Origin of the sequence: Clostridioides sp. ZZV15-6597 (genome assembly GCF_020657815.1) — a bacterium.
In the GTDB taxonomy this organism is placed as follows: Bacteria; Bacillota; Clostridia; order Peptostreptococcales; family Peptostreptococcaceae; genus Clostridioides.
In genome coordinates this window covers 1-13,414 of sequence record NZ_JAGWCT010000022.1, presented here as the reverse complement: position 1 = coordinate 13,414, position 13,414 = coordinate 1, and the positions used below count along the sequence as shown (strand labels likewise).

Genomic DNA, 13,414 nt, shown 5'->3' with positions numbered 1-13,414 from the left:
TTAAATTCTACTTTTGTCTAAGCTCTATTTTTAACAGTTAAATTCTTGTTTCTTACTTGTATGTTAATATCAATTATTTAGATTCTACTCCATAGATTTTGACTTAGTTCTCTACTCTTAGCTAGAATACTTTCTTCATCAATGTTTACTAATTTTCTGTCTTTCATAAGTACTTTTCCATTTATAATAGTTGTGTCCACGCTTCTTCCACTCATTCCAAATATGATGTGTCCCCCTATTGTGTTTTCTGTCAATGGAGTATGTGGTATATAATCAACTACTATAACATCTGCATAAGCTCCTTTTTTAAGTATGCCTAGGTCATTTTTATAATAAGCTTTTGCTATTTTTTTATTGTTATCAAATAACATTGTTTGTGATTCTCCAAATCCAACTCTTGGGTCACTCAAGTGGTGTTTATGAATTATATTAGCAACTTTTAACGATTCAAACATATCACTAGTGTATCCATCAGTTCCTAGACCTACTGTAACATCTCTTTTTAGTAATTCTATTGCAGGAGAACATCCAACTGCATTTCCCATATTAGATTCTGGATTATGAACTACAAATGTATTTGTTTTATTTAAAAGATTGATTTCATCTGTGCTTATATATATACAATGAACTGCTATAGTTTTTTCTTTTAGCACACCAAAATCATTAAATCTTTCTAAAACTCTTTTTCCATATTTATCTACATTGTATTGTAAGTCTGCTAATCCTTCAGCAACATGTACATGATAACCTGTATCAAGACCAGCCATTTCTGAAGCACACTTATTTAATGTATCATCAGACAATGTAAATGCAGCATGAAGACCAAACATTCCCTTTATCATGTCTGTATCATCTTTTTGAGCATATTTTATGAAGTTTACATTTTCATCGATACCTTGTTGTATTGTATCTCCACCATCTCTATCAGATACCTCATAACAAAGACAGGTTCTTATTCCCAAATCTTTTGCAACATCTGATATTGTAAATAAACTACCTTCAATTGCATTTGGACTTGCATGATGGTCATAAACTGTTGTGACACCATTTTTTATACATTCTATATAAGTTGCATATGCACTGTATTTTGTATCTTCTAGTGTAAGTTGTTTATCAAGTCTCCACCATAAATTGTTTAATATTTCTAAAAAATTTTCAGATGGTTTACCTGGAACTGCCATACCTCTAGCAAATGAACTGTATATATGCATATGTGAATTTATTAGACCAGGCATGATTATCTTCTTGCCTGCATCTATAAATTCATGTACTGGATATTTCGCTTTCATTTCCTCAGTAGTACCTATATCTTCAATCAGATTGTCATTTATTACAACACATCCATCTTCCATATAGGGATTTAAAGAATCTTGGCTTATTAGCCTCCCATTCCCCACTAAAATCATAAATTTATTCCTCCTTAAAGCTAAGATTTAATTTTTAAGTACTTTTCCTGCTTTAATTTTATTGTATTTTCCTTCTTCAACAACACAATTTCCATTTATAATTACATAATCTATACCTGTAGGATATTGCATAGAATTGATAAAATCATCACATCCACTAACTGTATCCTTGTCAAATATAACTATGTCTGCAAAATATCCTTCTTTTAGTTCCCCTCTATCTTTTATACTAAAGCTTACTGCTGCTTTTTTAGTCATTTTGTAAACAGCTTCTTCAACTGTTAGTACATTTAATTCTCTAACATATCTTCCTAGTATTTTAGGGAAAGAACCATATGCTCTTGGATGTGGCTTACCTGCTAAAAGACCATCTGTACATACATTTTGTTCGTCTCTTTTCATAAAACCTATTATATGTTCTTCTAATCCATAGAAATCTACCATTCCAACTGCATTTTCTTCTTCTTTCAATAAATCAAACGTTGCATCTAATGGGTCTTTGCCTCTCATCTTTCCAATTTCTAGTAGGCTTTTACCAATTGTATCTTGATTTTTTTCTGTCTTTACACTTGTTACAAAGATTTGGTCTATTCCAGCAAATTCTATAAAGTTATCCCAACCTTCGATTCCATTTGCTATATCTTTTTTCATTTTCGCTCTTTCGTTTTCATCACTTAATCTTTCTATTAATTTATCAGTTCCTCCTGAATGTGCCCATGGAGGTAAAACTACTCCAAGCATTGTACTTCCAGCTGCATAAGGATATTGGTCAAATGATACTCTTATACCTTCTTTTTCTGCTTTTTCTAAAAGTTCTATAACTTGAGGTATATACTTCCAATTTGATTTACCACAAACCTTGAAGTGTGAGAAGTGAACTTTTACTCCTGATTGTTTTCCAATTTCTATAATTTCTTCCATTGATGTTAAAATCGTATCTGCTTCACTTCTTTGATGAACTACAAATACTCCATCGTATTTTGCTACTACTTTACACATCTCTATAATTTCTTCTGTCAATGAATACGCACAAGGTATATATATAAGTCCAGTTGACAATCCTATAGCTCCTGCCTTTAATTCTCTTTCTGTGATTTCACACATCTTTTGAATTTCCTCTTTAGTGGCAGGTCTATCTTCAAGTCCCATTGCTTCCATTCTTACGTTTCCATGAGGTACTAAATAAGTTTCATTTAATCCTACCCCATTTTCGTCCATCATTTTCAAATAATTTTCTGTTGTTTCATATTTCCAATCAATTTCATCACTTTCACCATCTAGGCCTGCTAAATTTTTTCTCCAAGAAGATATATGCTCTTGAGGTAGAGGGGCCATAGATATTCCATCTTGGCCCAACACTTCTGTTGTGATTCCCTGTCTAATCTTTACCTCATTATATGGATTAACTAAAATCACTAGGTCTGAATGGCTATGAGTATCTATGAAACCTGGACATATAACTCTACCTTTTGCATCTATAACTTTGTCAGCTTCTTCGTTTAAATCCTGTGATATTTTTAATATTTTTTCGTTTTCTATTAAAATATCCCCTTCATATGCTGGTGTTTTATTGCCATCTACTATAAGCCCATGTTTTATTAAAGTTCTCACAAAACCATCTCCTAATTATTTTTTATAAACTGATTTTAATATACCATAATATCCTTCTGCACCTTTGAATAATTGGTCTAATTCTATATGTTCATCTATTGTATGAGCAAGATTTTCTCTAGAAGGACCAAATCCTATAGTTCTTATTCCAGCCTCACCTGCATAATGGCTTCCATTTGTACAGAATGAGTATTGAGTTATTTCTGAATCTATTCCAGCTTCTTTTAATCCTTTGTATGCTGCTTGAACAAATTCATCATCTTCATCATATAACCAACCTGGGAAGAATCTTTCACTTTCTATAGTATTTCCTGTATAACAGTCAGCTTTTTCAGATGCATAAGAAACTTTTGCATTTAGCTCTGAGTCTTCTTTCATCATTTCATCTAATAATGCTTGTATTGGAGCTAATACTCCTTCTTTTGTTTCTCCAACCAATAATCTTCTATCAAAAGTTGCTTTACAATAATCTGGCACTACTGATGCTCCTGGGTATGGAGAAGATTTTATATCTGTTAAAACTAGTATTCCATCACCTAACACTGGATGAGTTGGAGGTACTAATTGTTGTATTCTTTGAATTACATTAGCCATTTTATAAACTGCATTTATACCTTTTTCAGGATTAGCAGAGTGAGCTGGTTTACCAAAAGTTTCTACAACTATTTCTCCTCTACCTCTTTGACCAATCTTTAAGTTTAATTCTGAAGACTCTCCTATTACAACATAATCAGGTTTAACAGCTTTACTTATTTCTCTAGCTGAAACTCCTTCAAATATTTCTTCATGAACAACTCCTGCTACATATAGTTCACCTTCGAAGTCTTTATTAGTATCTTCTGCAAAGTATGAAACAGCCGCCATCATAGCACTTACTTGACCCTTCATATCAGAAGTTCCTCTACCGTATATTTTACCATCTACTATTCTTGCTTCAAAAGGAGGAACACTCCATTTACTCGCATCTGGAACTGGAACTGTATCTATATGACCATCAAATAATATTTTTTTACCTGGTTTATTTCCTTTTATACATCCTACTATATTTCCATATCTATCTCTTGACCAGCTGTCAAAACCTAATAAAGCAAAATTTTCTTCAATTGCCTTTACTACATTTTCTTCTTGACCTGAATAACTAGCATTTCTTATTAAATCTTGGCAAACTTCAGTTAATTGTTTTTTTCTTATTTCATTTAACATTTTGATATTCCCCCATATAATTCTTAATTTTTATTTATTGGCATTTTGATTTTTCATTTATAATATTTAACTTATTTGATTTGTTAGCACTTTACTTTTATTTATCTTGAACACTCTATTTGCTTTGGCATTCTCCATTCCAAACTATATCTTTATATTTGTTTGGGTCAGTATCTCCTTCTGTACTTATTAATAACACTTTAGAGTTTTCATCTAGTTTTAAAGCTTCTCTTAAATCTTTTAAATCTTCACTTTCAAGTATTGAAACTAATGCTCCAGTTGTAACTGCTCCAGATTCTCCAGAGATTACTTTTTCATCTCCTCTTAGAGGATTTCCTAAAACTCTCATACCTTTAGCAGAAACCCAGTCTGGTGCTGAAACAAATGCTGATGAATAATTTTTTAATACTTCAAATCCTATAGTATTTGGTTCTCCACAAGCAAGACCTGCCATTATAGTTGGCATATCTCCACCTACAAATCTTGGTTTTCCATCTCCTGCTTCTGCTGATTTATAGTAACAATCTGCCTCATCAGCTTCTACTACTACTGTTATTGGGCATTCATCATATATTGAAGCAACATATCCTTGAACTGCACCAGCAAGCGAACCAACTCCTGCTTGCACAAATACATGCGTTGGTCTATCTACTCCATATTCTTTTAATTGTTCTATAGCTTCTTTAGCCATAGTTCCATATCCTTGCATTATCCATGCTGGTATCTCTTCATATCCGTCCCATGCTGTATCTTGAACCATTACTCCATGGTCATCAGCTTCTGCATATTCATTAGCTAATCTTACAGCATCATCATAGTTTAAGTCTGTTATACTAGCATCTGCACCTTCTCCTTTGATTTTATTTAATCTAAATTCAGAAGAACCTTTTGGCATTAATACAACAGATTTTTGACCTAATTTATTAGCTGTCCAAGCAACTCCTCTACCATGATTTCCATCTGTAGCTGTAAAGAAAGTTATTTCTCCTAATTGGTCTTTTATTTCTTTTGAAATTAATTTTTCATATCCTAACTCTGATATATCTTTATTTAATCTTTGAGCTAAGTATCTACCCATAGAGTAAGAACCACCCAAAACTTTAAATGCATTTAATCCAAATCTGTAAGATTCATCTTTTACATATATTCCGCTAACCCCTAATAATTTTGCTAAGTTATCTAATTTAACTAAAGGAGTTTTTTCGTATTGTGGAAAACTCTCATGAAATGCTTTAGCTTTTGCAATTTCTTCATCCTTTAAAAATTCAATTCCTTTTTCTTTTTCCTCTGCTTTAGGTAAGTTATTTAATTTCCATTTTATTTCTCTCATTTATTTTATATTCCCCTTTCAAATTTTTCGATGTCATTATTAATTTTTTATCTTTGTGTCTTTATACAAAGCAATTACTGTGCCAATATTATTTATTCTAAAAACAATTTTTTTATGTTGGAATTACATACTTTTTTCAAATTTATTTAAATTCTGTAAAATCTGAGTGTGAAAAATAAGATTTATAAAAGAAAAAATTCTCATATTGGGAAATTTTTATCAATACGAGAATTATCATTTCGAGAAACCGTTTCTTTATTTTTATTTACCTACAAATCACATTACAATACATTTAAAACTATTTTTTATGTCTAATTTATTGTTGTTCCTCTTCTAGCTTTCTATATAATGTAGCTAAACCTATCCCTAAATCTTTTGCTATTTTCTTTTTTGTCTTTGTATCTCTTCCATATTTATTTAACAACTTATGTATGTAAGTTAACTCCAATTCTTTAATTGAAAGTATTTTTTCTTGGTTTTCTACTATTCCATCAACTATATCATCTTCAAACTTTATTACCTCATTATTACTCTTAAAACTATTTCCTTTAATATTATAATAGTTCAAAATATCTAATGGAAGCATATCTTTATAGATTATTCCATCTTCTCCAACTAAATTCATCATATATTCAACTGCGTTTTCTAATTCTCTTATATTTCCCGGCCAATTATAATTAATCAACATATTCATCACATTTTTTTCTATTTGATTCAATTTTATATCTAATTCTAAAGAATACTTGGAAACAAATTTCATCATTATAGCTTCAATATCATCTTTTCTTTCCCTAAGAGGTGGTAAATTTATAGGAATTACATTTAACCTATAGTACAAATCATCTCTAAACTTGCCTTCATTCACTAACTTAAGTAAATTTTTATTTGTTGCAGCAATTACTCTTATATCTAAATCTATAAGTTTATTTGAACCAATCCTTGCAAATTTTCTTTCCTGCAAAACTCTAAGTAACTTCGCTTGTAAAGGCATAGATAAGTCCCCCATTTCATCAAGGAATATGACCCCTTCATTTGCAAGTTCAAACTTACCAACCTTACCTCCACTACTAGCTCCACTAAATGCACCTTTTATATAGCCAAATAACTCACTTTCAAGAAGGTTTTCTGGAATAGCAGCACAGTTTATAGCAATAAATGGCTTATTCCATCTACTTCCTTCAGCATGTATAGCTCTAGCAATTAACTCTTTACCTGTACCACTTTCACCAGTTATAAGAACTGTTGAATTTGACTTTGCTAATTTCTTAGTTCTCTCTTTAACTTTCACCATTGATTCTGAGTTACCAATTATAGACTCTATATCACTATTTCCCCATCCACTGTTGACTTTTCCATGTCCTTTATGGTTTATATATGTCTTATCAAATATGATTATCTTGTCATATTGATTTATATATGGATATACAGGAATTATTTTGGCATTTATATTATAAATTTTGTTATCAATATCAATTTCTAGTAATTCATGCCCATTTGAAGAAGATTCAACAGATATTATTTTTACTGTATTTTCTATTATATCTTTTCCAATATCTAATTTTTTCAAAGCAATATTGTTTATATAAGATATTTTGCTATTTATATCTAATATAATGACACCTTTTTCAACATTTTCAATTATTTCTATCATCATATTCATTTTTCTACTGCTACTTTTTGACACTTCATGTTCTTCTATCTTCATAGAAATTAAATCGCATATATGATTGACAAACTTCAAATAATTATCTATTTTTGCACTTATTTCTACTTTTTTGGTTTTATCTGTACTAATAGCACCAATTACCCCTATAGTACGATTATTATATTTTATTGGGACTGCTATTATTACTTTATTTAGGCATTTCATGTAATGGGAACATTCTATACAAAGCTGATTATCACATATATCTAATACGACTAATTCCTGACCTGTCTGTATAACTTTATCATAAAGAAAACCTTCAGTAACAACGCTTTCATTTATTTTTGATTTATACAGACCTGTGCCACTAATTCTTATTAATCTATCATCAACTATTTCAATATCTACATCTAACACACTAGCTACTGTTTCAGTGTATTTTATCATTTCCTGTTGAAATTCCTTTAATTTACTTACCATAGTTTCCCCCATTAGAATTTAATTTACCAAATTATCAGTTTAACTATATTTTAACATATAGTTAATTTTTAAAATATATATAAAACATTACTTATTTATATATTTACATTGAAATACATAATAATAATTATAAAAAGATTGTTTTATATTAGGATTACTTTAATTATAATACACAAATAATAAAATACAAAAAAGCTTTCCTCCTATAACAAATATATTTTTGGCACAAAAATATATGTTATATAAGAAAAGCTCAATAGTTAAATATTTAGATAGATTTTTATATAGACTTTTTTAATATAAACTTTTTAATTGTAGACTTTTTTTATTAGTTTTTAATTTTCATTAGTTTTGTCATTGGTTTTATTATAATACTGCCATTGCTTCAATTTCTAAAACTGCATCTTTTGGTAATTGAGCAACTTGTACACATGATCTTGCTGGTGGATTTTCTTTAAAATATGTAGCATACACTTCGTTAATATCATTAAAATCCTTTAAATCTTTTACGAAAACTGTAGTTTTAAATACTTTATCCATAGTTGTACCAGCTTGTTCTAGTATTGCTTTTACATTGTCTAAAGAAGCTTTTGTTGCTTCTTTTGGGTCAGATACTAACTCGCCTGTCTTCATGTCTATTGGAAGTTGACCTGATGTAGAAACTATATTTCCAACTTGTATCGCTTGAGAATATGGTCCAATTGCTCCTGGAGCTTTCTCTGTAGCTATTACTACTTTTGACATGATTTCACCTCCTATTATTAAGTTATATTTACAGGAAAATAAAATTTCCTAAACACCAATATTAATATGAACCTTTAGACAAGTAATCAAATCCAAAGTTTCAAATAATCAATACTCAGATTATTATATTTATTTGTGTTCATGTTAATATTTATTAAAGCAATTAGCATGCCAATTTCCTTTTATTTATAAAACTTTCTATATATGTTTAAAATAGCTGTATTTCAATATTTTTATAGCTATATCCTAATAGTCTTATAAAAAAAATTAGAAATTGATTTTTTATAATGCAAATTTTTTTCTCATATCTGGAATTTTACCAACTTGAGAATTCTTGTTTTGAGAATTTTCAAATTTTGAATCCTTCTAAGATTTTAAGTTATCAACCTATAATGTATGAAAGAACTATGGTTGACAATCCTACTGCTACAAATAGCAACACTTTAATCCAAATCTTATTTACTTTTGTTATCATCGAACCTATTGAAAATATAATAGCCAAGTATAATAGTAACCAAAAAATTATCAATATACCATTACTGTTGCTGAAAACCTACAAAACTATTTTTTGATAGCACCATTTATTTTATAAGATATACGTTTATTTTATAAAATATAAACAAAATATAAAATTAAGTATTCCAACAACTTTCTCCTTTCGTATTTTTTGAATCTTTTATAGAATTGTATCATGCTTAAGTGAATTTTCATACTATTAAGTATTTTTCTCTACAAAGCAATGTCTCTCATTTCATGCCCAATAAAGTAAGATTGTAGCCATTCTATTGATTTTGATAAATTGATTGACTATACTATTATTAGTTTTTACTTGTATATAAAATTGTTATTTATATCCAAATTTATTACTTATATAGGGGGGTTTTAATTATGAACAAAAGTCCATTAACAGCAGAAACAACAGAAGAAATGCTAAAAGTACTAAGTGGGAAAGATTATAGTATTGCTTATGATTTGCATGAACTTGGTCAATCACTAGATTGCAAGATTGAACCACGAACAGGAGCCCGTTCTTACCGTATACTATATTCAACTAAAAAACCAAAACGTAGTCTATTTACCATTGAATGTAATGATAAAAAGTGGAGAGTTAAAGCAAACCTTTATAATCTAGATACATATAGAGATACTGTAGAAGAATGTTCTAAAACTATTAAAGATAGTATTACAAAAACTCGTACTTGTAAAAAATGTAATCCAAAGTGTATTGGTGGCTCTTCATTTGAATTAGATGGTAAGTCTTATTTGACTTGTGTAGGAAGTGGGCATTATTTTGCTAATATGGAAGAAACTGATTGGAAAAATTTAAAAAAGTTAATTATTAAAGAAAATGGCATTATGCAGGAATCTGTTTAATACACTACTAGCTACTAAAACAACTACTTTTATCATCTATGTTAAATATTATGTCAATTCTACAATAATCTAAATATAGTATCTTAAACTTCTTTATTAGTTTTTTGTATTATTATATTCAGCTGTATTTATAAAAAAATAAATCCTATTATAAGGATTTATTTTTTTACATTATTTAGTTATTATTTTTCTGGCTGAGTGGTTGTAGGAGGTATAGGGATTTTATAATAATACACAGTTTCTTTTCCTATAACTTCAGAACCAAGCTTTTCCCATTTACTTCCTCCATATGTAGATTCTATCTGAGAAATATCTGAATCTAGTGATGTAGCAATAATACCTTGTTGAGCTCTAAATATATCTTTTTTCTTATCGTCAATGCCAGATTTAAAACTCAATCTTCCTGTATCTAATGTTAATAAATTTATATTTTTATGATAGTCTCTCAAGTTAACTCCATTAATAATTTCTGGAACAGATGAGTTAATAAATACATAATCATTAGAGTTGTTTTGTAATCTTAAATTTCCACCTCCCTCTTTTGCTTTTATTATATAATCATAGGCATCTATTTCACATTTCAATGTAGACTTTACAATATAAGTAGTTTTAAATACATAAACTTTATGCTTATATTCCAGTCCATCATCCCAATTATCTTTATTATCACTAACTAAATTAACATAACAATTTGAAAACTGTGATCCATAAAATAAGGAGTATGCATCCTCTTTTCTATCTTCCATCTTTAAATAAGTATCATAATCTGTATTATAATAATATTGACCACATCTTCTTATAATCCCAGATATGGAAGTATTAATCATTGTTTCAAATGCAAAACCACAATGTCCACATTGATCAATAGTAATATTATTAATTTTATAACTTCCACCGCCCTTACTTCTAAGGCCTACTTCTTGTATTTTCTCGATTTTTATGTTATTTAGACTAGCTCCTACCTTAATTTGCATACCATTTTTACATTCAGATATTCTACTATTAGAAATAATTATATCATTTCCTGTATCAATACCTAATCCACAAGATGAAACTGTAATGTCATTTACAATTGAATAGTAAGGAATTTGAATTCCTGTACCTGAGAAACCAGTTATATAAAGATTTTCATAATGACCCAGGCCTTTAGCATCAGTAGTACATGTAATAGCTGATACCTTCTCCATTTCTTTATTATTCTCATTTTTATTAAGAACCATTTCATAATGATAATGTGGATTCCCTTTTGTTGGTGGTTCATCACGAACAATTATCTTACAACTGTCAGAATAAAAACTTATATTTTTAATACATTGTTTTCTTCCTGTCAATGTAATAATACTCATATTAGGAACTCCATGAGTTATAAATTGTGTAGCAGATGTTGATGAATCAGAATCTCCATGCAAGGTTACTTCTTTATCAATTGTAATACCCGTTTTAAATAAGTATTTACCTTTTGGGAAATATAAAACACAAGACTTAAATCCTACTTTATTAATAATCTTCTGTATAAAAGGTCCCACATCTTCTGAACCATCGTTTTTAATATCAGGCTCGCTTTCTAATACGTTAATCCATTTTTTCTTTTTAATTTCTTCCATAATATTATCTATTCCTTTCTTTTTTACTTAATATTAAAATATTATTTACTTTTAGTATTAAACGAATTTTTATAGTTACCAGTTTGACTATATAAAACTTATTAAAACTAATATCTATACCATCTTCTCTATCACTTTATAATAGTATATAGGTGTTTCAAATATCTTGTTTTGACTAATTCTTTCCAATTTTACTTTATATTGCCCAGAAACTGAATTGATATCACTAACTGATGTTGATATAATATCATTTACCTGTGGTCTATACATCTTAATATTATCATTTATATATATATCATAATTTTTTATCTTTATTTTATCATTATGATCTTCTTCAGACATACCAATTCCATTAATACTACCTATTTTTCCATTATAAAATATAACAGTTTGTTCTTTATTATTGTATATTAGGTTTCCTTTTTCTGACTCAACAACCATATCAGTAGCATCTACAGGACATCTTAATAATACATTCTTGGTTTCAAGCGCATTTATAATGTATATCTTATGTTTCTTAAATTTCGTATTTCCATCCTTATCAATTATCTGAGATCCCTTATCATTCCAATAATCTCCATTATCATTTGAGATTGTTATATTGGTTGACTCCATTGAATTTCCATAAAATAAAGAATATGCTTCCTTAACTCTATTGTCTAACTTTAAATAATCATCATAATTAAAATTAAAATAGAATTGCCCACATCTTGAGATATTTCCTGATATTTGAGTATTAGATATTGAATCAAACTTAAATCCACAATATCCACATTGGTCAATTGTAACATTTGTAACAAAGTTTAACCCTTTACCAATATTGTCAATAGCAACTCTACCAACTTCTTCTACTCTCATACCATTAATAAAAGTTCCTGTAGAAATTTCCATTCCATAATCACATCCCCAAGCCTTTCCATTAGTAATTATTGAATTTTCTCCTGTACTAATACCATGATTACATGAAAAAACAGTAATATCGTTTACTGTAGAATTATTAGATATCTTAAGTGCAGTTCCACCGAAACCACCAAAGTCTACATTTTCATAATGGCCAGACCCTTCTGATACATCATCACATACAATTGCTGATATATATTTTCCTTCGTGTGTGAATTCTAGCTTATGATGAAATCCTGGTTCACCATTTGGTGGAGGTGCATCATCTTTTTCAGATACCTCCACACTATCGCAGTTATTTGATTGGAAAGAAATACTTTTAATACAATGCTTTACTCCCTTTACAGTTATCATTGTAAAACTTTCCATTGTGCCATCTTCTACCTCTTTTTTATCAAATTTACCAGAAAATTGTGTTGTTCCTGAATAAAAAAATTCATTATTTGGAGTATTTGACCTAAAATATGCATCTCCACATAGTGTTAATCGTTTGTTAATCTCTATACCACTTGTAAATAAGTACTTCCCTTCTGGAAAATATATAATAGAGTCTTCTGGTGCAGCATTTATAATTTCTTGCACCCTAGAACTTACATCTTTTGTTTCATCATTAAAAACTCCATAATCTAAAACATTAATCCTTCCATCTGTTTCTTTAATTATTATAGGTTCTCCCATAATTCACTACCTCCTCATTTTAAAACTAATCATTTATTTTTTTATAATAGTACATAGGTTCTCCATTAAGTGTTTTTACACCAATTTGTTCCCATGTCCCACTATGCAATTTACTTATTTCTTCTTCTGAATCTAATATTGACGATATAACAGAATTCTTCTGTAGTTTAGGAACTACTAAATCTTTTCCACCATCATCTACATAAAGTGTATTGTCAACTATCTTAAGTAAATTGCCTTGATTTGTATCAGAAATCTGAACTCCACCTACAGAACAAACCTCGCCATCATAGAACTTATAAGTATTTCTACCATTTTCTAATAATAAGTTACCTTTTGCACATTGTATAAAATTGTCAGCCTCAGCATCACATTCTAGAGTTACATTAGTTGTTTCATTCGCTTTGATTACATGTATCTTACGCTCTAGACCATTTTC

9 protein-coding genes and 1 pseudogene are annotated in these 13,414 nt (G+C 29.1%); 1 reads left to right on the top strand and 9 read right to left on the bottom strand.

The window, feature by feature from the left end:
• Positions 1–77: 77 nt before the first annotated feature.
• The 6 genes from ssnA to KGF52_RS07240 all read right to left on the bottom strand — a co-directional run bounded on the left by ssnA (position 78) and on the right by KGF52_RS07240 (position 8,419).
• The gene (gene ssnA / locus KGF52_RS07265) at positions 78–1,406 is read right to left on the bottom strand and encodes a putative aminohydrolase SsnA (protein ID WP_227839632.1); all 1,329 of its coding nucleotides are present in this window, start codon (positions 1,404–1,406) and stop codon (positions 78–80) included.
• Positions 1,407–1,433: 27 nt separating this feature from the next.
• Positions 1,434–3,017, bottom strand: coding sequence for an N-acyl-D-amino-acid deacylase family protein (locus KGF52_RS07260; RefSeq protein ID WP_227828383.1), 1,584 nt, complete (start codon positions 3,015–3,017; stop codon positions 1,434–1,436).
• A 15-nt stretch (positions 3,018–3,032) separates the two neighbouring features.
• Positions 3,033–4,220: a YgeY family selenium metabolism-linked hydrolase gene (locus tag KGF52_RS07255; RefSeq protein WP_227839631.1), complete on the bottom strand. Its 1,188-nt coding sequence runs from the start codon at positions 4,218–4,220 to the stop codon at positions 3,033–3,035.
• A 115-nt stretch (positions 4,221–4,335) separates the two neighbouring features.
• The gene (gene dpaL / locus KGF52_RS07250) at positions 4,336–5,550 is read right to left on the bottom strand and encodes a diaminopropionate ammonia-lyase (RefSeq protein ID WP_227839630.1); all 1,215 of its coding nucleotides are present in this window, start codon (positions 5,548–5,550) and stop codon (positions 4,336–4,338) included.
• A gap of 316 nt (positions 5,551–5,866) precedes the next feature.
• Positions 5,867–7,675, bottom strand: a complete 1,809-nt coding sequence (locus KGF52_RS07245) for a sigma 54-interacting transcriptional regulator (RefSeq protein ID WP_227828380.1) — start codon at positions 7,673–7,675, stop codon at positions 5,867–5,869.
• A 366-nt stretch (positions 7,676–8,041) separates the two neighbouring features.
• Positions 8,042–8,419: a RidA family protein gene (locus KGF52_RS07240; RefSeq protein ID WP_227433761.1), complete on the bottom strand. Its 378-nt coding sequence runs from the start codon at positions 8,417–8,419 to the stop codon at positions 8,042–8,044.
• A gap of 888 nt (positions 8,420–9,307) precedes the next feature.
• Here KGF52_RS07240 and KGF52_RS07235 point away from each other — a divergent pair.
• Complete coding sequence (locus tag KGF52_RS07235; protein WP_227839629.1) at positions 9,308–9,793, top strand: hypothetical protein; 486 nt, start codon at positions 9,308–9,310, stop codon at positions 9,791–9,793.
• 182 nt (positions 9,794–9,975) lie between these two features.
• Here KGF52_RS07235 and KGF52_RS07230 read toward each other — a convergent pair whose 3' ends face one another.
• From KGF52_RS07230 to KGF52_RS07220, 3 genes and pseudogenes are all read right to left on the bottom strand, one after another.
• Positions 9,976–11,397 (bottom strand): glycoside hydrolase family 55 protein, encoded by a 1,422-nt coding sequence (locus KGF52_RS07230; RefSeq protein ID WP_227839628.1) that lies wholly within the window; start codon positions 11,395–11,397, stop codon positions 9,976–9,978.
• Positions 11,398–11,511: 114 nt separating this feature from the next.
• Positions 11,512–12,975, bottom strand: coding sequence for a glycoside hydrolase family 55 protein (locus tag KGF52_RS07225; protein WP_227839627.1), 1,464 nt, complete (start codon positions 12,973–12,975; stop codon positions 11,512–11,514).
• Positions 12,976–13,000: 25 nt separating this feature from the next.
• Positions 13,001–13,414 (bottom strand): annotated as a pseudogene (locus KGF52_RS07220) (hypothetical protein); the annotation flags it as partial.